A 19,253-nucleotide genomic window follows, 5' to 3' on the forward strand; every position below is an offset into this window, starting at 1 on the left:
CGGCGCCGGTCGAACGACTCGCCGCTCTTCCGTCGCCGCGTGCACCCTCGCACGGGCGTGGCAGCGGTTGCGCGGTGTCGGCGCGGGCCGCGCTTTCCCCGACGTTCCGGCGACCTGTGCCGGCTGGCGAGGCGCAGCGCGATCGGCGTGTCCCGCGGCGCCGATCAAGGAGATTCGCATCGATCGAGGGCGGATGCACGTGGATCGGAGATCAAAGCACGCGCTTTGCCCTTGATCGACGGGAGAGGCGCGCGCCGGGCCGGGGCGACGGGTGGGTTAGGACCAGTGGGGTGGGCGGTCGTTGAGGAGGCGGTCGTCGTTTGAGTACGAACGCTCGCCCCAGCCTCGGTCGGTGTCGTCCCGGGTCTGATCCGGCAACACCGGCGGGCCATCGTCTTCCAGATCGACGACGCGATCGGAATCGTCGCGCGCGTATTCCACCCTGCTCACGCCGTTCAGCGTACCCAGCGGAGGTGAACGGCGTGGGTCGCTCACCCCGGTTGGTAGCGTCATTGGCCGTGACGACGCGCGATGGAGGCCCCGACCCCGATGCGTTCTGGCGGCGGCCCGACGGTGACGAGCCGCCCTCGCCAGAACCAGAGAAATTGGGAAAAGCGGCCGAGCAGCCCGGCTATGCGGGCCCGCCCGCCAGCCCGCAGCCCCCGAAGGGGTGGCGGCCCCCCATGGTGGTGCAGCCGCCCGCCCCCCGTCAGATGCCGGCGCAGGACCTCCACGGCATCGAGGCCGCGGAGCGGAGCGCCCGCACGGTCACGTACGGGATCGGGATGATCGCCGGAGCCGTGCTCCTCATCGTGACCTGCCTGCTCTGCTCCCGCGCGCTCTTCTAGGCGCCGATCAGACGCCACTCCAGACCGCGTTGGCTCCGGTGTCGCCAGTCTTGAAGACGAAGTACCCGGTGAAGCCCGCCAGCACGATCACGGCCGCACTCAGTACCCAGGCGAGCCATGCCGGCGCCCGGCGTGCCCGGCTGCTGGTGGCGAAGACCAGCAGCAGCGTGGCGGCCCCCAGGCCCAGGCTGAACCAGAGTGTCAGGTCGCCGTAGCCCTGGTGGTCGTCGACCTGCGCCAGGATCTCCTGACCGTAGTTGGCGGCGACGAGCCGCTTTTCCAGTTCCTGGCCGGACTGCCTCGCCACCAGTGCGGCCAGCGGGGCGCCTACCGCGAGCAGCACGGCTGCCCAGCCGATCCGTGCTCTCACCTTCGGCACCAGCGCGTACACCACGCCGACCACGGCCAGCAGCGGGATGAACACCACCGCCGCGTGCACCAGCAGCGGGTGGGCGGGAAGTCCAGCTATCTCCTCGAACATCGAGGCCTCCTCTTCTACGCGAGATCGTCCCGCCAGCCTACGGGTTTTGTTGAACTCGCAACTTGCCCTCGTCACAGAGAGCTACGCCGATAGAGCCGAGAGGGTTCAGCGGGGTTCCCAACACCTTGCTGGTCACGTATTCGCGTGCTGTTATTGCAGGGTGCACGGCGAAGACCTGTTGAGGTCGCGTGGCCTACGAGTGACCCGACCTCGCCTCGCCGTGCTCGAAGTCCTCGCCGATGGCGGCCACCTCGAAGTCGACGAAATCGCCCAAAGGGTGCGCACCCGGCTCGACTCCGTGTCGACCCAGGCGGTCTACGACGTGCTCGGCGCGCTGTCCCGTGCCGGGCTGGCGCGGCGCCTGGAGCCGGCCGGGAGCCCAGCCAGATACGAGCGGCGAGCCGGCGACAACCACCATCACGTGGTCTGCCGCGGCTGCGGCAAGATCGCCGACGTCGACTGCGTAGTCGGCGAGGCGCCCTGCCTCGACCCCAACGTCGCGCATGGGTTCGAGGTCGACGAAGCAGAGGTCACGTTCTGGGGGCTGTGTCCCGGCTGCCGGGCTCGCCGCGCGACATACGACTGATGGCGGATCTCGGTCTCTTCGGTCCCGACTCGGTGACGTGGCGCGTGCACTCGGAGCCGATCCTGTTCCTTGCCGGACTGCGCTCGCTGTACCTGCAGGCCCTGCACCCGCGTGCGGTCGCCGCCGTGGTGCAGAACTCGGACTACAAAACCGACCCGTGGGGCCGGCTGATGCGCACGTCCATGTACGTGGCAACCACGATCTTCGGCACCACGGAGCAGGCGGAGGCGGCGGGTGAGCGCGTACGCGCCCTGCACGCCCGGCTGCGCGCCACCGACCCCCGCACCGGCGAGGAGTTCCGGATCGACGAGCCCGACCTGCTGCGCTGGGTGCACGTGGCGGAGGTCGAGTCGTTCGTCACCACGGCGCGGCGAGCGGGTGTGCGGCTCACCGCCGATGAAGTCGACGGGTACTACGACGAGCAGCGCCGGGTGGCGGCGCTGGTCGGGCTCGACCCGGCGTCGGTGCCGGGCAGCGCCGCCGAGGTCGAGGAGTACTACCGGCGCGTCCAGCCGGAGTTGCACATGACCAAGGAGGCGGCGGAGACCTTCGTCTTCCTTAGCGCGCCGCCCCTGCCCTGGCGGCTCGGCCTGACGCCGGTGCGGCTCGTGTACTTCGGTGTGGCGGCCACCGCGTTCGCGCTGCTGCCCGCGTGGGCACGGCGCAAATACGGCGCGTTCGGGCTGCGTACCACCGACCTCCCGGCCGACCTGTCGACGCGCGGCATCCGCCTGCTGCTCAACGCGTTGCCCCGAAAGTACTTCTACAGCCCGGTGCACCAGGAAGCGCTCAAGCGGGCTGCTCAGACGGTGTCGTGACCCGCGCCAGACCGTCCCACGGCTCCTTGGCCGCCACGCTGGCACCGGCCGGGCAGGTCTTGCGGTAGTCGCACCAGGCGCAGATCGGGCCGGGCTGGGTGGGGAACGCCGCGTCCGGATCGGCGCCGCCGGCCACCGCCTTCTCGGCGGCCACGATGTCGCGCGCGGTGTCTTCGGCACGGGCGAGCTGCCGGGCCAGGGACTCGGGCGTGTGGTCGTGCGCGGCCACCGTGCCGCTGGGCAGGTGGTGCAGCTCGACCCGGCGGCACGGGCGGCGGAACACCCGCTCGGCCGCGTAGGCGTACAGGGCGAGGGCCTGCGACCCGCGCGCGTCGTCGCTGTCGAGCCCCGTGCGACCCGTCTTGTAGTCGACGATCGCGAGCTCGGCGCCGCGCGCGTCGATGCGGTCGGCGCGCCCGTTGAAGGCCAGCACGGCCGTCTTGACCGCGACGACCCGCTCGACCCCGAGCGGCTCGGTGCCCGGCTCCAAGGTCTCCACATAGGACTCTAGCCACTCCAGCGCCCGGCGATAGGCGGAGCGCTCCTGCTCGTCGTCGCGGTAGCCCTCGCGGACCCAGGTGCCCGACAGGAGCAACGGCAGCGCCTCGGGCCGCCGGCGCTCGTGCGGCAGGCCGAACCAGTTGCGCAGCGCGGTGTGGACGCTCGCGCCTAGGGAGTTGTGCGCCCACGGTGGGCCCTTGGGTGGGGCGGGCCGGTCGACGTAGGTGTAGCGATATCGCCGTGGACAGTCCATGTAGCTGCCGAGCTTGCTGGGCGTGCACACGAAAAGCCGCTCCGGCATACCCTCAAAACTCAGCTGCCCACCAATGCCCTGCTGCTCGCCCTTCACGCCCGATATCTTCTCACTTGGCTACGACAGATCACCGCGCTGCGTAGTCGGCGACGAACGCGGCGACCGCGTCGGCGATCAACTGCACGGCGATCGCCGCCAGCAGGAGGCCGGCGATCCGGGTCAGCACCTCGATGCCGCTGGGCCGGAGGATCTTCACGATGACGCCGGAGAAGCGGAGCGTGAGCCACACGGCCACCATGACCGCGACGATGCCGAGAGCGATCGCCACGTAGTCGGCCATGCCGTCAGCCCGCTGCACGAAAAGCATGGTCGCCACGATCGCGCCGGGCCCGGCGAGCAGCGGCGTGCCCAGCGGCACCAGCGCGATGTTCGACGTGACCTGCTGGTTGGGGTCGTCCTGCTTGCCGGTGAGCAGTGCCAGCGAGATCAGGATCAGCAGCAGGCCACCGGCGCCCTGGAGCGCGGGCAGGTCCACGTGCAGGTAGTCGAGCAGCGTCTGGCCAGCGACCGCGAACACCACGATCACGCCGAGCGCCAGCGCCACGGCCTGGGTGCCGGCTCGAATGCGGTCGCGGGCCGGCAACGTGCCGGTCAGCGCGAGGAAGATCGGCACCATACCCGGCGGATCGGTGATGACCAGCAGCGTGACGAACACCTCGCCGAACAGCTTGAGATCCACAAGGTCACGCTAGTGGAGCAGGGGGACGCCGGTAGCCGCGATGACGATCCGCTCGTACGCGTCGGGGGCGGTCGTGTGGGCGCCCAGCCGCACCGACTTGTGAGTGCCGTGAAAGTCGGACGATCCCGTCACCACCAAGCCCAGTTCGCCGGCCAGCCGCCGCACGTGCGCACGCTCCTGGGGTGAGTGGTCCTCGTGGTCGGCCTCCAGCCCGAAAAGGCCGGCCGCCGCCATCTCGACGATCAGCGAGTCGGGCACGATCGTGCCGCGCCGGGTCGCTCGTGGGTGGGCGAAGACGGGTACACCGCCCGCGCCGCGGACCAGCCGCACCGCCGTGAACACGTCGGTGTCCTCCTTGGGCAGCCGGTACCGCTCCCCCAGCCACTGCGGAGCGAAGGCCGCGCTCGTGGTGGCGACCAGCCCGGCCCGGATCAGCGCCTGCGCGATGTGCGGGCGGCCCACGGTGCCGCCGCCGGCGTACCCGAGCACCTCGTCCCAGGTGATGTCGACCCCGTCGGCGCGCAGCCGGTCGACGATCCGCTCGCCACGCTGTTCACGCGCGCGGCGTACCCGGGCCAACTCGGCGACCAGCTCTGGTTCGGTCGGGTCGAAGAGGTAGGCGAGCAGGTGCAACGGGATCGCCGGGGTCACGCCGTACCAGCGGCAGGACAGCTCGGCCCCGCGCACGAGCGCCAGCCCGGCCGGGCGCGCCGCCGCCGCGGGCGCCCAGCCGGCCGTGGTGTCGTGATCGGTGATCGCCAGGACGTCGAGCCCCGTCTGCGCCGCGGCCGTCACCAACTCCGCCGGAGTCAGGGTGCCGTCGCTGGCTGTGGAGTGCGTGTGCAGGTCGATGCGCATCGCGCCGATCGTAGTGAGCGTGCGCCGTCCGCAGACCCAGCGGGCGCTAGGCGAGCTGCTTGCTCACCACCACGACGTGGTCGCCCTCCGTCATGCTCGGTACGGCTAGGTGCTCCACGCCCTCGGCCTGGTCGACGGCCAGCTCGTCGGCCTCCACCTGGACCAGGCCGTCGCGGTCGGCGCGGACGACCGTGTTGGTGTCGGTCCAGACCGGCTCGCCGGCCAGCGGCGGCCCGGCGTACCGGGTGGCGGCGGTGGTGCGCTGCTTGAACGCCCCGGTGAGGTCGACCAGCGCCGCCAGGTTGGCTGTCTCCGCGTCGGCGACCAGCCAGCGTCCGTCGGGCGAGACCGTGCCGGCGCCGTCGCGCTTGAGCCGGGTCGCACAGGCGGTCTTGAGTACCGTCAACGCGTTGCGCGCATCGAGCAACGCAAGGCAAGCGCTGTTGCCCCGCCCTTGCAGCACCTGACCGACGACCGTCTTGCCGTCCGGGAGCGGACCGTAGATACCCACGGTCGTGCCGCTCCAGGTCGGCTTGAAGGCGCCACCGCCATCGGGCCACCACACCGCATACTCGTCGCCGCCATCGCGGGTCCGCGCCATGAGTACGGCGCGGCCGAGGAAACTGACCGGCAGCCCCTGCGTCAGCGCCGCCGACTGCTGCGCGCCGGACACCTGGCCTTGGATGACCGAAGCCGAGAAGAGCCGGGCGCCGTCGAGCCACGCCACCCGGAGCCCGTCGCTGGCGAGCACCACCGCCTCGACCGGCGGCAACAGCTCCCGGGCGCTGCCGTCGGCGCTGACCCACCACAGGGCGGACCTGCCCGACTGTTGTGCGCCGACCATCAGCCAGCCGCCGTCGGCCCGGTGCGCCTGGGTCACCGTGCCCAGCGACGCGAGGTCGACGATCTTGCCGGACGCCGTCTGGAGGTGCGTCGTCACGACGACGTCGACCGGCAACTCGTCGCCGACCCCCAGATCCTGGCGTCGCATCTCGTCGGAGCTGTCCGGCGGGTCGAGCCGGGTGGGCGTAGGGTCCGCGCTGCGCAGGATCGACGGGTACGGATCGCCGATCCACGCCGGGCCGGCGTACCGCTCGTTGTCCGGCCGGAGCTGGACGACCCCCATCGCGGCGGCGACCGTGGCGACCACGACGAGCGCCGTGCCGGCGACGGAACGACGGCGGCTGATCCGCTTGGCCCGGCGGATCGCGGTGCCCGCCGGGTCGGCGTGCCGGACCGGAGCCATGTCGGTGGTGGCGCCGGCGAGAGAGTCTCGCAGCGCGCGTTCTAGCTCGTCCGGCGTCACGCCCAATGGACGCGCTGGGCCTGGCTGGAGGTTGTCGGGCTGGTGCATGATCACCGACGCTTCACACCGACGGTTGGAATGGCGGGCTCTGGTGCCGGTACCCGAGGAATCGCCGGCAGGACCGGGACGGGCCGTGCGGGACGGACGGGCTGAGGCGCCGGGGTCGGCGCGGGTGCCGGCGTCACGCCGGCGCCTTCGGCCGCGAGACGCTGCCGCAGCGTGTGCAGCGCCCGGGAGGTCTGGCTCTTGACCGTACCCGGAGAGATGTTGAGCAGCGCGGCGGTCTGCGCCTCGGAGAGGTCTTCGTAGAACCGCAGCACCAGCACCGCCCGCTGCCGGGCGGGCAAGGCCTTGACGTGCCGCCACAGCGCGTCGCGCTCCAGGTGCTCGCTGATCTGGTCTGGGGCGGCGACCTCGGGCAGCGTCTCGGTGGGGCGCTCGCCATGCCAGCGCCGCCGCCACCAGCTGGTCGCCGTATTGACGAGCACGCGCCGGGCGTAAGGCTCGACGGCCTCGATCTCGCCGAGCCGCTTCCAGGCCAGGTAGGTCTTGGTCAGCGCGGTCTGAAGCAGGTCTTCGGCCGTTGCCCAATCACCGGCCAGCAGGTAGGCAGTGCGCAGAAGGGCAGCGGAGCGTGCCGCGACGAACTCGCGGAACTCCTCCTCCACGTCATAGCTGGCCACCGATAAGCCTCCCCCGGGACCCGCGTTGCCACCGAAAGGCTGTCACAACGCGCCCGGAAGGGCCATGGTCCTGATGGACCGTTTAAGTCAGGCCTCCCGGCAACCCCACCGCACGCGACCTCACGCGCCGTCGTCAGCCTTGGCGTCTTCGGCGTCCTTGCCGAGCCGCGCCTCGACTGCCTGCGGCTCGTACATCTCTTCGACCACGCGCAGGTAGAGCTCGTTGGGATTGGGCAGATGCTTGATCTCGCGAAGTGCCTGGTCTTGACCGGCGGATTCCAGGACAAACGTGCCGTAGTTGAGCGCCCGCCCCAGGGGGGACTGCTCGTACTTCATGTCTGTGACCCGGAGCAGCGGCATCATGCCGACCTTGCGCGTGATGATGCCGTTGACGACCATGACCCGTTTGTTGGTCAGGATGAAGCGGTCGAAGTACCAGTCGCCGACCTGCCAGGCGACCCAACCCATGATCGCGAGCCAGATGATCACTGCGACCGTGGTGAGCCCGCTGACCTGCTGGCGTGCCAGGAAGCCGGACAGGTATCCGAGCGCGAAGGTCGCCGCGGTGCCGATCAGCAACGGCGTGGTCAGGTGGATCCAGTGCCGCTTCCACTCGCCCCGATAGCGCTCGGTGGGGAACAGGTATCGGGCAACCAGCGTGCTGGGCTCGTCTTCGAGCGGCAGGACACGCCGAGGCCCGATGGGCATGCCGGCCGCGTCGGTGCGCAGGCCGGCAAGGTCCTCTTCGGAGATGTCGGGCGGAACGTATGCGGTCTGGTCGCTGTCACGGCCATAGCCGGCACCCTCCGCGTACGCAGGCCCGTCACCGAAGGCTGGACCGTCGCCGAACGCCGGGCCATCGCCGAAGCTAGGCCCATCGTCGGGTCGAGGGGTGCGCGGGATCGGTTCGGTGTCGCGTTGCCACTCCGACCGATCCGGCTCGTCAGGGTCTGGCGGTTCGCCAGATGGTCTACCCATTGGCGACTACGCGATGAGGTCCGTGAAGAATTCGCCAAAGCCCGTCGCGACGTCCGCGACCGTGCTTCCCAGAGACTGGAAGACGTCAGCCGCAGAGCTTGGGTTATACGCGATGAAGAAGATCAGAAAGGCGATGCCGCCCCAGGTGAGCACCTTCTTGACCATTGCGGGCCGTCCCTCCGCACTGCGCCGAGCCGCTGTCTCGGCACCACTTAGCGTATCAGTGAAGCGTCTCTACGTGTGGCTATCAATTGTTGCGATCCAAGTAGCGGAACGCCTTCACGCTCTGCCGTGCAGGTATGGCGATGGAGCGCCGTACACAAGTTCGGGCGGCAGCCACTCGGACAAGTCGTGCAGCACGACATGTTCCGCGAGGAGGTAACCCGCACTTGCCGGCCAGGTTATCGCATAGAGCCACATTCCCCGGGCTTCTCCGGCATACGCGCTCCGATCCGTTGGCGACTTCACCGACCACAGTGGAGTCGGATGCCCCCCAACCTTGATCTTGGCGTGTGCTCCACCATGCTCGCCGGCGTGCCCAGCCGTATCGCTGATCGCGTCGGCGATGAACTCGCCGGGGTCAGGACCGGGGATGCCGCCGAACCGGTTGCCGAGCCCCACGCCCGGCTCCTCGGCCACGAGCACCACATCAGCCGGCCCACCTCGCAGCGGCGCCGGACCACTGCAAGCCACGGCGGTCGCACGGACGCCGGTGCGGTCGTCGCCCGCCCACGCCACGCCGGTCATGGTCCAGCCGGGGGGCAATGGCCACGGGCACCAAACCGGCACCTGGGGACGCCCCTGAGCGGTCTGGGCGCTGGCGATGGTCGCCAGGGCACTGGCGACGATCTCGGGCCCCACGTGCTCGGCCACGTGCAGGGGCGGCACAGGTCCACAGTCGTCACAGCGCCACTCGCTGTGCATCAGGTCAGGCGGTCGCACCGGACCGCCGCACCGCGGGCAACTCACCGCCACACCCACACCCCATACGTTGCTTGGCGGGATGCCTTCCGTCAAGCCAACCGGCTTTTTCGGTCAACCCGGGCGCGCGTGATCACCTCACGTGTTCGGGGGTGCGGCGTGGGCGCGTATCCACGCGTGCATGGCGATGCCGCTGGCCACGCCGGCGTTGATCGACCGGGTCGAGCCGTACTGCGCGATCGAGAACAGCGCGTCGCACGCCGCACGCGCCCCGTCGGACAGGCCAGGCCCTTCCTGCCCGAAGAGCAGCACGCACCGCTGGGGCAGGGTGACACTCTCCAGTGGATGCGATCCGGGCAGGTTGTCGATGCCCACCACCGGCAGCCCGCCCACCCGCGCCCACCCGGCGAAATCCTCGATCGTCTCGTGGTGCCGCACGTGCTGGTAGCGGTCGGTGACCATGGCGCCGCGCCTGTTCCACCTGCGGCGCCCGACGATGTGCACCTCGGCGGCCAGGAACGCGTTGGCGTTGCGCACCACCGTGCCGATGTTCAGGTCGTGCTGCCAGTTTTCGATCGCCACGTGGAAGTCGTGGCGGCGCTCGTCCAGATCGGCCACCACCGCCTCGCGCCGCCAGTACCGGTACCGGTCGACGACGTTGCGCCGGTCGCCGTGAGCGAGCAGCTCAGGGTCGTACCGCGGGTCGGTCGGCCACTCGCCCGGCCACGGCCCGACCCCGACCTCAACCTCGTCAACGTACTCAGCGGTCACGCCGCCGAGCCTATGGTGCCCTCGTCAGGTCGGGTCAGGTCAGGTCGAGGGCCGCGGCCAGGTCGTCGAGGAACTGGCGTTCGGCGGCGCTGACCTGGTCGCCGCCGAGGCCGAGGACACCGCCGGAGCGGGCGGCGCCGCAGACGCGTACGGCCACGGACTGGACCCACTGGCGGTAGGCGGCCGAGTCGGCGGGGTCGGCGTGCGCGGCGAGCACCTCGGTGGCGCGCCGGCACGCCGTCAGTACCTCGGCGACGCCGGCACGGCGATCGGTGAACTCCTCGGCCACCGGGCCGTCGCCGCCGGACTCGGCGTAGATGGCGGCGGCCACGGCGCGGACCAGGTCGCTGTCGAACGCCCGGCCGGCGGCGATGGCCTCCAGCCCGGCGAGTCCTTCGGCGACGGTGCGGCGCGGGCTGTCGGGCTCAGCGGATGCGGCCGCCACGACCACCCGGGCGGGCAGTTTCGTGAGCAGCCGCCACTCCGCGGCCGGGTACCCGGGGCCGGTCACGCTGCCGCCGGCCGTGGGGTCAGTCGCCATGGCGCCAGCATATGCCCTCTTTAGTACACTAAGGGCGCTTTTCCGGGAAGCTCGGCCGTTCCGGATCCACCCCAGCGGGCACCGCCGCCTCGGCGTACTCCTTCTTCGGCACCATGACCCGCCGCCGGAACACGCAGACCAGCGTGCCGTCCTGCTTGTAGCCGCGGGTCTCGACGGAGACCACGCCACGGTCGGGCTTGGAGTTGGACTCGCGCTTGTCGAGCACGGTCGTCTCGCCGTAGATCGTGTCGCCGTGGAACGTCGGCGCCACGTGCCGCAGCGACTCGACCTCCAGGTTGGCGATCGCCTTGCCGCTCACGTCGGGCACAGACATACCGAGCAGGAGCGAGTAGATGTAGTTGCCGACCACGACGTTGCGCTTGAACCCGGTGGACGTCTCGGCGTAGTGGGCGTCCATGTGCAAGGGGTGGTGGTTCATCGTGAGCAGGCAGAAGAGGTGGTCGTCGTACTCGGTGACGGTCTTGCCCGGCCAGTGCCGGTAGACGGCGCCGACCTCGAACTCCTCGTAGTACCGGCCGAACTGCATCCAGGCTCCCTCGGGGCTACCAACGGGTAATAGCAGGATGCCTTATCGAAGGTTAAGCCGGCACATGAGGCGGGAATCCCGTTGCATCTGACCCCGGACGCAATGAGCGGCGGGGCCCTCCCCGGCACCCGCCGCCCACGCTTTGTTGCAAGTGATTTTGCCTGGGAAACCGGACAAGAAAAAGACTCGGAGCCGAGACGCAGGTCACAGTTATTCATTTGTTACATTACTTTCCGTAAGAGTTGATCCTGCTGTGACCGTCCGTCACCGGCGACAAATGGCCTGACAGATCGGGACGCCCCTCGATGACAGCGCTTTCCCCGCACGCGGCCCTGGAATCGCTCCCATCACCGCAGGTGACGGGCCATTCATCGCCCTTCGTCACTGTTACGTACACCGTGTGTCACATCACTGGTGCGGCCCGCGTAACAACTTCGCGGGGAATGCCGGCCGGCGCCGGTAGGTTCAGCTAGACGTAAGCCAATCCAGGTGATCGGAGTGATCCATGGCGACCGTTGAGCTGACGACGGCGAACTTTGACGAGGTGACCAGCAAGGACGGCATCGTCCTGGTCGACTTCTGGGCCAGTTGGTGCGGTCCCTGCGTCCGGTTCGCGCCCGTCTACGACCGCTCTTCGGCCAAGCACGGCGAGATCGTGTTTGGCAAGGTCGACACCGAGGCGCAGCCCGAGCTGGCCGCGAAGTTCGATATCCGCTCGATCCCCACCATCATGGCGATCCGCGATGGCGTGATCGTCTTCGCGCAGCCGGGCGCGCTGCCCGAGTCCGCCCTCGAATCGCTGATCGAGCAGGTCCAGGCGCTCGACATGGACGACGTCCGCAAGCAGCTCGCCGCACACAACCACTGACCCCAGACCACTCCCCGGCGCGCGGCGCGCGCCGGGGACGTTTGTGTCTGGGCTCTAGGGCTAGGCGACGTGGGCGTCGTAGGCCGCCACGGTGGCGGCGAGAATCTCCGCACCGGGACGCGACCACAGGCCGGCGTGGAAGACCTCGACCTCCACCGGACCCTTGTATCCGGCGGCGTCCACCGCCTCACGGAACCTGCGCAGCTCGACGCACCCCTCACCGGGCAGCCCGCGGCCCAGCAGCACGCCCTCGGGCAACGGCGTGATCCAGTCAGCGGCCTGGAAGCAGGCGATACGCCCTTCCAGGCCGGCGCGTTCGATCTGCGCCCACACCTGGTCGTCCCACCACACGTGGTACGTGTCGAGGACCGCGCCGACCGCCACGGGCGGGAACGGCGCCGCGAGGTCGAGCGCCTGGCCGAGGCTCGACACCACGCACCGGTCGGACGCGAACATCGGGTGCAGCGGCTCGATGGCGAGCTGTACACCGGCTTCGAGCGCGTGCGGCACCAGCTCACCGATCGCCTCGCCGACGTGGGCCCGCGCGCCGTCGATGTCGCGGCTGCCAGCCGGCAGCCCGCCCGACACCAGTACCAGGACGGGCGCGCCAAGGGCGGCCGCCTCGTCGATGGCGCGGCGGTTCTCGTCGTACCAGTCCTCGCGGTTGAAGAAACCGCCCCGGCACAGCGAGGTGACCGCGAGCCCGGCGTCTTCCACGAGCATCGCGGTCTTCTCCAGGCCGTACTCGGAGACCTGCTCGCGCCACAGCCCGACCTGGCCCACGCCGGCCGCTACGCAGCCGGCGACCAGGTCGGCCATCGGCCAGTAGTTAGCCGTGGCCTGGTTGAACGAGAAACGGCTCATGCTGTCCTCTGGTTCGCTCGGTCGTGCGGCGCTGAAGGCGACGCCTTCCCGCCCGCCACGCGCGACATCGTCGGTGCGTCGCGCGGTCCAGGCGCCTCCGCGTCAGCTCTCTCGCTCACAGCTCTGGTACCTCGAAGCGCCGGCCCTCGCGCGCGGACTGGAGACCGAGCTCAGCGAGCTGGACGCCGCGCGCGCCGGCCCAGAGGTCCCACGTGTAGGGCTCGTCCTCGACCACGTGCCGCAGGAACAGCTCCCACTGCGCCTTGAAGCCGTTGTCGAACTCCTCGTTGTCCGGCACGACCTGCCACTGCGAGCGGAAGTCTTCGGTGGCGGGCAGGTCGGGGTTCCAGACCGGCTTGGGCGTGGTGGCGCGGTGCTGGATGCGGCAGTTGCGCAGCCCGGCGACAGCACTTCCCTCGGTGCCGTCGACCTGGAACTCCACGAGCTCGTCGCGGTAAACCCGGACCGCCCAGGAGGAGTTGATCTGGGCGACGACGCCGCCCTCAAGCTCGAAGATGCCGTATGCGGCGTCGTCGGCGGTCGCCTCGTAGGCGTCGCCGTTCTCGTCCCAGCGGGTCGGAACGTGCGTGGTCACGTGCGCGGTGACCGCGTTGACCCGGCCGAAGATCTGCTCCAGCACGTAGTGCCAGTGCGGGAACATGTCGACCGTGATGCCGCCGCCGTCGGCCGCGCGGTAGTTCCATGACGGGCGCTGCGCCGCCTGCCAGTCGCCCTCGAAGACCCAGTACCCGAATTCACCCCGGATCGACAGGATGCGGCCGAAGAAGCCGCCCTTGACCAGCCGGTCGAGCTTGCGCAGGCCCGGCAGGAAGAGCTTGTCCTGCACCACGCCGTGCTTGAGCCCGGCGCCGTCGGCCAGCCGGGCGAGGTCGACGGCCGCCGCGAGGTCTTCGGCGATCGGCTTCTCGGTGTAGATGTGCTTGCCCGCGTCGATCGCCATCCGCAGGGCCTTCTCGCGCTGCGAGGTCACCTGGGCGTCGAAGTAGATCTGGACGTCGGGGCGGGCCAGCGTCGCCGTGAGGTCGGTGGACCAGTCGGTCAGCCCGTGTCGCTCGGCGATCTCGCGCAGCTTGGCCTCGCTGCGGCCGACGAGCACCAGCTCCGGCCACAACCGGCTGCCATCGCGCAGCGGCAGCCCGCCCTCTTCGCGTATCGCGAGCAGCGACCGGACCAGGTGCTGCCGGTAGCCCATCCGGCCGGTCACGCCGCCGAGCGCGATCCCGATCGTTCTGCGGTCCATGCCGCGGCCTCCTCAGGCTGTCACATTAGGTAAGCGCTTTCCTAGCCACGGTACTGGCAGTTTGGCTGCTCCGGCAAGGGCTTTCCTCAATGTGGACCGCCACACGGTATCCTCATCGGCAGCCGGCCCCTGTGAGGCGGGCGTCGCGACCGGGGGCGCGGTCGCATCCACAAGGCCCGGAAAGGACGGGGCGGATGGCCACGCTCGCCGATGTCGCGCGGCGGGCCGGTGTATCGCCGGCCACAGCCTCCAGGATCATCAATGGCAGCTCAAAGCCGGTCACCGACGCCTTGCGCGAGCGCGTGCTCGCGGCGGTCGAGGAGCTCCAGTACGTGCCGAACGCGCACGCGCAGCTGCTCGCCCGCTCCCACCGCAGCGCCATAGGCGTCATTGTCCACGACGTCTCCGATCCGTACTTCGCGGAGATCACCCGGGGGCTCCAGCGGGTGGCCACCGACAACGGGCGGCTCGTCATCATCTGCAACAGCTACCGCGACCCGGTCAAGGAGCTGGAGTACGTCGAGCTGCTGCGCGCCCATCAGGTGGCCGCCATCGTGCTGGCTGGCTCGGGGTACCACGACGAGGGGTTCACCAAGGCTCTCGACACCAAGCTGCGGGTGTACGAAAGCACGGGCGGGCGGGTCGCGGTGATCGGGCGGCACGAACACGCTGGGGACGCCGTGGTGCCCGACAACGAGATGGGCGGATACCTCATCGCCTCCGAGCTGTACGCCCTCGGGCACGACCGGATCGGCGTGATCGCCGGGCCGAAGCTGCTCACCACGACGACCGACCGCCTGTCCGGGATGCGGCGAGCGGCCCGCGAGCACGGCCACAAGCTGCCCGCGCGGCGGATCGAATACGCCGACTTCGACCGGGGCAGCGGTGCTGCGGCCGCGGCGGCACTCCTCGACGCCGAGCCCGAGCTGACCGCGATCGCGGCACTCAACGACTCGATGGCGATCGGCGCGCTGGCGCTGCTGCGCACGCGGGGCATCACCGTGCCCGAGCAGATGACCGTGGTCGGGTTCGACGACATGCCGGTCGCCAGAGACGTGACGCCGGCGCTCACGACAGTACGACTGCCGCTGGCAGATATGGGTGAGCGCGCGATGACCCTGGCACTCGACGAGCATCGCGACGGTCAAGGCCCGCGCATCGAAGAGGTCGGAGCGGAGCTCATCCGCCGCGCCAGCGCCGGGCCGCCGAGGTAGTTCTTGCCCTCGCCTTCGCTCGGGCGGCTCGCGCGCCCGAAAGCGCGCTCACAGCTTGCATTCTCTTCGTACGCATGTTCGAATGATGGACATGCGCTGGGACAACCTGTCGGCTCCCCCCGACGCTGGAGTCCCTGACGGGCCGGCGCCAGCGGCTCCACCCCTGCCGCTGGCGCTGCCCGGCGCGGTGGCGCGCACGTTCGACACCCCTGGCTTCCGCGGCATGACGTTCTACGAGGTGCGGGCGAAGTCGATCATCAATCGGGTGCCCGGCACCTCCAGGGTCGGGTTCGACTGGACCATCAACCCGTACCGCGGGTGCAGCCACGCGTGCTCCTACTGCCTGGCGGGCGACACGCCGATCCTCATGGCCAACGGCCACACCAAGCCGCTCGCCGACCTGGTCGTCGGTGACGAGATCTACGGCACGGTCCGCGGGCGCACCGGCCGGCGGTACGCGGTCACGACCGTGTTCGACCATTGGTCCACCACCAAGCCGGCGTACCGGATCACGCTCGGCGACGGCACGCAGCTCGTCGCGAGCGGCGACCACCGGTTTCTCAGCGAGCGCGGCTGGCGGCAGGCCAAGCGGCTGACCGGCGGCCGGCTGGTGGGCACCGGCGGGGCGGCCGAGGCGCCGAAAGACTCGCCCGAGTACCGCCGGGGCTATCTGTGCGGCATCATCCGCGGCGACGGCAAGCTCGGCACCTTCACGTACTCGTACGGCACCGTGCACCGGTTCCGGCTGGCGCTCGCCGACCTGGAGGCGCTCGACCGGTCCCGGGCATACCTGACCAGCTTCGGCGTGGCGACGACCGCGTTCGAGTTTTCGGTGGCCACCACCTCGCGCCGGGTCATCCGCGCGCTGCGGGCCACCAGCCGGGCCGACGTCACTGCGATCACCGATCTCATCGCCTGGCCGGAGTGGCCCACCGACGAGTGGCGCAAGGGCTTCCTGGCGGGTGTCTTCGACGCGGTGGGCAGCTGCTCCGGCGGCATCCTGCGGCTGCGCACTGCCGACGGGCAGATCCTGCGACGCGCCGCCTCGGCGCTCGCCCACTTCGGCATCGACGTCGAGCTGGGCGCGGTGATGCGGCTGCCCGACATGGTGCGCTTCTTCCACCTGGTCGACCCGGCCATCACCCGCAAGCGGTCGATCGCGGGCCTTCCCGCTACGACGGCTCCGGGGCTCGACGTGGTGTCGGTCGAGCCGCTCGGGCTCGAGATGCCGTTGTACGACATCACCACCGGCACCGGTGACTTCGTGGCCGCCGGCGTGGTGAGCCACAACTGCTTCGCCCGCAACACCCACACCTACCTCGACCTCGACGCCGGCCAGGACTTCGACAGCAAGGTGATCGTCAAGGTCAACGCGGGTGAGCTGGTGCGGCGCGAGCTGGCGGCGCCCAGGTGGCGGGGTGAGCAGATCGCCATGGGCACCAACGTCGACTGCTACCAGCGCGCCGAAGGCCGATACCAGCTGATGCCGCAGATCCTGGCGGCGCTGCGCGACTTCGCCAACCCGTTCTCGATCCTCACGAAGGGCACGCTGATCCTGCGCGACCTCGATCTGCTGCGGCAGGCCGCGTCGGTGACCGACGTGGGCCTCGCGATGTCGATCGGCTTCGTCGACGAGGCGACCTGGCGGTCGGTCGAGCGCGGCACGCCCAGCCCGCGCCGCCGGCTGGATGCGGTGCGCACCCTCACCGACGCCGGCTTCCGGGTATCCGTGCTGATGGCGCCGATCCTTCCGGGACTCACCGACACCGCCGAGTCGATCGAAGCCACCGTGGCGGCCATCGCGGCCGCGGGTGCGGCGAGCGTGACCCCCATCCCGCTGCACCTGCGCCCCGGCGCCCGGGAGTGGTACGCCTCGTGGCTCACCCGTGAGCACCCCCGCCTCGCGCCGCTGTACCGGCAGCTCTACCAGCGCGGCTCGTACCTGCCCAAGGAGTACCAGCGTGAGGTGACCGCACGCGTGCGTATGGCGGCGCGGCGTCACGGCCTCGACCGATCCGAGCCCGGCGAGAGCCGCCAGGTGTCGGCGCCGTCACAGCCAGTCATCGAACAATTGACACTCCTGTAAGCGAGCTACCGTCGAGTAGTGCGCAGTGCTCAGCAGATCCTGGCCGATGCGGCGGTCATCGCCGTGGTCGGTGCCTCCCGCGACCCCGACAAGCCCGCACACACGGTGCCGCTTCAGATGCAGCGGCACGGCTGGCGGATCATCCCGGTCAACCCGCACGCCGACGAGCTCTTCGGCGAGAAGGTGTACCGGTCCCTGGCCGACATCCCCGAGCCGGTCGACCTCGTCAACGTCTTCCGCCCGGCCGAGGACGCCGTCGAGGTCGTACGCGAAGCCGTCGCGATCGGCGCACCGGCGGTGTGGCTGCAGCTCGACATCGTCTCCGCGGAGGCCCGGCGGATCGCCACCGAGGCGGGGCTGGAATACGTCGAAGATCGTTGCCTGGCCGTGGAAAGGGCCGTTGGCCAGCTCAGCCGCCTGCCCGCCGCATAATTCCACTATGGACGACGGACCCCGGGGCTCGCGCACCCATACGCCTTTTCCTAATCTGCTGATGTGACCCGCGTCAGGGACGACCTCCAGCCCCGCCTCGCGCAGGTGCAGGCGGTGGCATTGCTGTGCGGCCTGGCCGGGTTCGTGCTGCGGGTGGCGGTGGAGTTCTGGATCGAGCCGCTGTCCTGGCGACTCAGCTTCCTGCCCGCGTTCGCCATCTACGCGGCGGCCGCCGCCACCGCGCTGGCGCTGCCGCTTCTCGCGTTCACGCGTCTGTGCCCGCGACCTCGACCGACGCCGCGCGAGTTCGTGCTCGGCACCGACCGGCTGCGGCCCGCCTTCGTCGCCGCCACCTCGCCGTGGACCATCGGCCCGTTCGTCATCATGCTGATGTTCCTTGCCGGCAACGGCTTGGCTACCGAGCGTGCGCCCGACGGAGCGGTGTCGATCTCCGGTTGGTTCCGCACCGTGGTCACGGTGGGTGCCATCTTCGGCGTCGCGGCGTGGGCGTTGTGGCGCGGCCCGCGCGTGGAGTTGCGCCCCGGCGGGCTTCTCGTGCGCACCCTGCGCACCCACAATGTCCGGTGGGAGGCGCTGCTCGCCAGCGGTCCGCCAGCACCGGTCGAGAAGCCCCGACAGATCTCGCTCCTGGTGCGGCGGCAGCCGCCCGAGTATGGCGCGTACGTCGTGCGCATCCTGCACCGCTGGCTCGCGGTCGACGCCAGCTTCCTGGCGGGCTCCATCCGGCACTACGTCGACCATCCCGAGCACCGGGCCGACATTGGCACACCCGCCGAGTTCGACCGGCTCTACGACGCGCTGGAGGCGTAATGGTCGTCTCCGAGTCCAGTGATGAGCTACTGCGATACCGGCAGAAGGCGCTCGCGGTCGTCGCGGGTGCGGCCGTGCTTTGCGCGGCGGGCGTAGCCGGGTGGTTCGGCTGGCGGCACGGCGGCGAAGACCTGGCCTTCCTGATGATCTTCGGCGGGCTGGCCTCTTCGATGAAAGAGTCGGTCCAGCGAAACCGCCCACGGCGGGGAGACCTCGTCTGGCGGCCGGCCATCGTGCTGCCCGGCGGCGTTGGTCCCGGCTACGTGGCTCCCTGGGCGTGGCGGGCCGTCGCGCTGGAGTGCGCCGCGACCGCTGGCCTCCTGCTGGTCGTCCTGGTGCCGAGTGCGGCGTGGCTTGCGTTGGACGGTTGGAGATTGATCGTCGGCGCTCTCGGCACCGCGCTGGGTGTGGGCATCTCACTGGAACGCGCGCGGTGTGTCTTCCGGCGGGTGAGGTATCCGGTACATACCGCGCTCACAGCGACCGGGGTGACCGTGAAAGACACCACGGTGCCGTGGGACGGGATCAAGTACGGCAAGGCGGGCAAGGATGGCGTCTCGCTGTACCGGCCGGGCGCCGGGAAGGTGCTCGCCGGCGGCCCACTATGCGAGGTGCCGGACGACCGGCTCAACCAGATGATCGAACACTTCAGGACCGGCCCGCACCGCCGCTCGGCCCTTGAAGGACCCACCGCACTGTCGGGTTTCTGACAGGCAGGTCGCCACGGTCCGCGTTTTGAATCGGACTCCGCGTGTAAAACTGCCCCAGTGACCCAGCCGCCACTTGATGAACCGTGGCAGGAGCCACGGGCGGTCAGGTATGGACGGTCTAACCAGGCCAACTCGCACTACCGGCCAAGACAAGCC

General features: G+C 70.1%; 24 protein-coding genes. 9 read left to right on the plus strand and 15 right to left on the minus strand.

The genetic code is table 11. From position 1 onward, the window contains the following. Nucleotides 1-276 precede the first annotated feature (276 nt). A complete protein-coding gene (locus tag V6V89_RS08285; protein WP_442935099.1) occupies nucleotides 277-459 on the minus strand; it encodes a hypothetical protein in 183 nt (60 codons plus the stop codon). Nucleotides 460-518: 59 nt separating this feature from the next. Between V6V89_RS08285 and V6V89_RS08290 the strand changes: the two genes are divergently transcribed. Next, nucleotides 519-848 carry a translation initiation factor 2 gene (locus V6V89_RS08290; RefSeq protein ID WP_334618399.1) on the plus strand — a complete coding sequence of 110 codons (330 nt, stop codon included), beginning with the start codon at nucleotides 519-521 and terminating at the stop codon, nucleotides 846-848. Nucleotides 849-855: 7 nt separating this feature from the next. Here the strand turns inward: V6V89_RS08290 and V6V89_RS08295 are convergent, their stop codons facing one another. Beyond that, nucleotides 856-1,329 (minus strand): DUF2231 domain-containing protein, encoded by a 474-nt coding sequence (locus V6V89_RS08295; RefSeq protein ID WP_334618400.1) that lies wholly within the window; start codon nucleotides 1,327-1,329, stop codon nucleotides 856-858. Nucleotides 1,330-1,489: 160 nt separating this feature from the next. Here V6V89_RS08295 and V6V89_RS08300 point away from each other — a divergent pair, with 160 nt between their 5' ends. Both V6V89_RS08300 and V6V89_RS08305 read left to right on the plus strand, forming a co-directional pair. Further along, nucleotides 1,490-1,915, plus strand: a complete 426-nt coding sequence (locus tag V6V89_RS08300) for a Fur family transcriptional regulator (protein ID WP_334618401.1) — start codon at nucleotides 1,490-1,492, stop codon at nucleotides 1,913-1,915. Next, nucleotides 1,915-2,733: an oxygenase MpaB family protein gene (locus V6V89_RS08305; RefSeq protein WP_334618402.1), complete on the plus strand. Its 819-nt coding sequence runs from the start codon at nucleotides 1,915-1,917 to the stop codon at nucleotides 2,731-2,733. The genes V6V89_RS08300 and V6V89_RS08305 overlap by 1 nt, the downstream gene beginning before the upstream one ends. Here the strand turns inward: V6V89_RS08305 and V6V89_RS08310 are convergent. The 11 genes from V6V89_RS08310 to V6V89_RS08360 all read right to left on the minus strand — a co-directional run bounded on the left by V6V89_RS08310 (nucleotide 2,705) and on the right by V6V89_RS08360 (nucleotide 10,831). Next, a complete protein-coding gene (locus V6V89_RS08310) occupies nucleotides 2,705-3,535 on the minus strand; it encodes a RecB family exonuclease (protein WP_334618504.1) in 831 nt (276 codons plus the stop codon). The two genes, V6V89_RS08305 and V6V89_RS08310, sit on opposite strands and share 29 nt — an antisense overlap. A gap of 79 nt (nucleotides 3,536-3,614) precedes the next feature. Then, nucleotides 3,615-4,226 carry a MarC family protein gene (locus tag V6V89_RS08315; protein WP_334618403.1) on the minus strand — a complete coding sequence of 204 codons (612 nt, stop codon included), beginning with the start codon at nucleotides 4,224-4,226 and terminating at the stop codon, nucleotides 3,615-3,617. A gap of 9 nt (nucleotides 4,227-4,235) precedes the next feature. Next, nucleotides 4,236-5,084 (minus strand): PHP domain-containing protein, encoded by an 849-nt coding sequence (locus V6V89_RS08320; protein ID WP_334618404.1) that lies wholly within the window; start codon nucleotides 5,082-5,084, stop codon nucleotides 4,236-4,238. A gap of 46 nt (nucleotides 5,085-5,130) precedes the next feature. Then, nucleotides 5,131-6,444, minus strand: coding sequence for a hypothetical protein (locus V6V89_RS08325; RefSeq protein ID WP_334618405.1), 1,314 nt, complete (start codon nucleotides 6,442-6,444; stop codon nucleotides 5,131-5,133). Continuing rightward, entirely contained in the window at nucleotides 6,441-7,073 is a 633-nt protein-coding gene (locus V6V89_RS08330) for a SigE family RNA polymerase sigma factor (RefSeq protein ID WP_334618406.1), read from the minus strand. The genes V6V89_RS08325 and V6V89_RS08330 overlap by 4 nt, the downstream gene beginning before the upstream one ends. A 120-nt stretch (nucleotides 7,074-7,193) precedes the next feature. Then, entirely contained in the window at nucleotides 7,194-8,051 is an 858-nt protein-coding gene (locus tag V6V89_RS08335) for a PH domain-containing protein (protein ID WP_334618407.1), read from the minus strand. A gap of 6 nt (nucleotides 8,052-8,057) precedes the next feature. Continuing rightward, entirely contained in the window at nucleotides 8,058-8,216 is a 159-nt protein-coding gene (locus V6V89_RS08340) for a hypothetical protein (protein ID WP_281892568.1), read from the minus strand. A gap of 114 nt (nucleotides 8,217-8,330) precedes the next feature. Beyond that, nucleotides 8,331-9,032, minus strand: a complete 702-nt coding sequence (locus tag V6V89_RS08345) for a DUF6758 family protein (RefSeq protein WP_334618408.1) — start codon at nucleotides 9,030-9,032, stop codon at nucleotides 8,331-8,333. A 78-nt stretch (nucleotides 9,033-9,110) separates the two neighbouring features. Then, nucleotides 9,111-9,743 carry a TrmH family RNA methyltransferase gene (locus tag V6V89_RS08350; RefSeq protein WP_334618409.1) on the minus strand — a complete coding sequence of 211 codons (633 nt, stop codon included), beginning with the start codon at nucleotides 9,741-9,743 and terminating at the stop codon, nucleotides 9,111-9,113. Nucleotides 9,744-9,777: 34 nt separating this feature from the next. After that, on the minus strand, nucleotides 9,778-10,284 hold the full coding sequence (locus V6V89_RS08355; RefSeq protein ID WP_334618410.1) for a hypothetical protein: 507 nt from the start codon (nucleotides 10,282-10,284) through the stop codon (nucleotides 9,778-9,780). 28 nt (nucleotides 10,285-10,312) lie between these two features. Further along, nucleotides 10,313-10,831, minus strand: a complete 519-nt coding sequence (locus V6V89_RS08360) for a MaoC family dehydratase (protein WP_334618411.1) — start codon at nucleotides 10,829-10,831, stop codon at nucleotides 10,313-10,315. A 505-nt stretch (nucleotides 10,832-11,336) separates the two neighbouring features. Here V6V89_RS08360 and trxA point away from each other — a divergent pair. Then, nucleotides 11,337-11,699, plus strand: coding sequence for a thioredoxin (trxA, locus tag V6V89_RS08365; RefSeq protein WP_334618412.1), 363 nt, complete (start codon nucleotides 11,337-11,339; stop codon nucleotides 11,697-11,699). Between the two features lie 60 nt (nucleotides 11,700-11,759). Here the strand turns inward: trxA and V6V89_RS08370 are convergent, their stop codons facing one another. Together V6V89_RS08370 and V6V89_RS08375 are read right to left on the minus strand one after the other, a co-directional pair. After that, nucleotides 11,760-12,563 (minus strand): sugar phosphate isomerase/epimerase family protein, encoded by an 804-nt coding sequence (locus tag V6V89_RS08370; RefSeq protein WP_334618413.1) that lies wholly within the window; start codon nucleotides 12,561-12,563, stop codon nucleotides 11,760-11,762. Nucleotides 12,564-12,678: 115 nt separating this feature from the next. Next, a complete protein-coding gene (locus V6V89_RS08375; RefSeq protein WP_334618414.1) occupies nucleotides 12,679-13,824 on the minus strand; it encodes a Gfo/Idh/MocA family protein in 1,146 nt (381 codons plus the stop codon). Nucleotides 13,825-14,018: 194 nt separating this feature from the next. Here V6V89_RS08375 and V6V89_RS08380 point away from each other — a divergent pair, with 194 nt between their 5' ends. The 5 genes from V6V89_RS08380 (at nucleotide 14,019) to V6V89_RS08400 (ending at nucleotide 19,097) form a co-directional block, all read left to right on the plus strand. After that, a complete protein-coding gene (locus V6V89_RS08380; RefSeq protein ID WP_334618415.1) occupies nucleotides 14,019-15,038 on the plus strand; it encodes a LacI family DNA-binding transcriptional regulator in 1,020 nt (339 codons plus the stop codon). 91 nt (nucleotides 15,039-15,129) lie between these two features. Then, nucleotides 15,130-17,124, plus strand: a complete 1,995-nt coding sequence (locus tag V6V89_RS08385) for an intein-containing Rv2578c family radical SAM protein (RefSeq protein ID WP_334618416.1) — start codon at nucleotides 15,130-15,132, stop codon at nucleotides 17,122-17,124. Between the two features lie 18 nt (nucleotides 17,125-17,142). After that, nucleotides 17,143-17,556 carry a CoA-binding protein gene (locus tag V6V89_RS08390; protein WP_334618417.1) on the plus strand — a complete coding sequence of 138 codons (414 nt, stop codon included), beginning with the start codon at nucleotides 17,143-17,145 and terminating at the stop codon, nucleotides 17,554-17,556. Between the two features lie 63 nt (nucleotides 17,557-17,619). Continuing rightward, nucleotides 17,620-18,387 carry a hypothetical protein gene (locus V6V89_RS08395; protein WP_334618418.1) on the plus strand — a complete coding sequence of 256 codons (768 nt, stop codon included), beginning with the start codon at nucleotides 17,620-17,622 and terminating at the stop codon, nucleotides 18,385-18,387. Further along, a complete protein-coding gene (locus V6V89_RS08400) occupies nucleotides 18,387-19,097 on the plus strand; it encodes a hypothetical protein (protein ID WP_334618419.1) in 711 nt (236 codons plus the stop codon). The genes V6V89_RS08395 and V6V89_RS08400 overlap by 1 nt, the downstream gene beginning before the upstream one ends. Nucleotides 19,098-19,253 lie beyond the last annotated feature (156 nt).

This window comes from Micromonospora sp. CPCC 206061, from assembly GCF_036906915.1.
Taxonomy (GTDB): Bacteria; Actinomycetota; Actinomycetes; order Mycobacteriales; family Micromonosporaceae; genus Phytohabitans.

Coding starts and splice junctions, on each gene's coding strand:
- V6V89_RS08375 (WP_334618414.1), bottom strand. CDS start 13,824: ATGGACCGCAGAACGATCGGGATCGCGCTCGGCGGCGTGACCGGCCGG.
- trxA (WP_334618412.1), top strand. CDS start 11,337: ATGGCGACCGTTGAGCTGACGACGGCGAACTTTGACGAGGTGACCAGC.
- V6V89_RS08355 (WP_334618410.1), bottom strand. CDS start 10,284: ATGGCGACTGACCCCACGGCCGGCGGCAGCGTGACCGGCCCCGGGTAC.
- V6V89_RS08380 (WP_334618415.1), top strand. CDS start 14,019: ATGGCCACGCTCGCCGATGTCGCGCGGCGGGCCGGTGTATCGCCGGCC.
- V6V89_RS08335 (WP_334618407.1), bottom strand. CDS start 8,051: ATGGGTAGACCATCTGGCGAACCGCCAGACCCTGACGAGCCGGATCGG.
- V6V89_RS08400 (WP_334618419.1), top strand. CDS start 18,387: ATGGTCGTCTCCGAGTCCAGTGATGAGCTACTGCGATACCGGCAGAAG.
- V6V89_RS08370 (WP_334618413.1), bottom strand. CDS start 12,563: ATGAGCCGTTTCTCGTTCAACCAGGCCACGGCTAACTACTGGCCGATG.
- V6V89_RS08360 (WP_334618411.1), bottom strand. CDS start 10,831: ATGCAGTTCGGCCGGTACTACGAGGAGTTCGAGGTCGGCGCCGTCTAC.
- V6V89_RS08320 (WP_334618404.1), bottom strand. CDS start 5,084: ATGCGCATCGACCTGCACACGCACTCCACAGCCAGCGACGGCACCCTG.
- V6V89_RS08305 (WP_334618402.1), top strand. CDS start 1,915: ATGGCGGATCTCGGTCTCTTCGGTCCCGACTCGGTGACGTGGCGCGTG.
- V6V89_RS08340 (WP_281892568.1), bottom strand. CDS start 8,216: ATGGTCAAGAAGGTGCTCACCTGGGGCGGCATCGCCTTTCTGATCTTC.
- V6V89_RS08295 (WP_334618400.1), bottom strand. CDS start 1,329: ATGTTCGAGGAGATAGCTGGACTTCCCGCCCACCCGCTGCTGGTGCAC.
- V6V89_RS08385 (WP_334618416.1), top strand. CDS start 15,130: ATGCGCTGGGACAACCTGTCGGCTCCCCCCGACGCTGGAGTCCCTGAC.
- V6V89_RS08310 (WP_334618504.1), bottom strand. CDS start 3,535: ATGCCGGAGCGGCTTTTCGTGTGCACGCCCAGCAAGCTCGGCAGCTAC.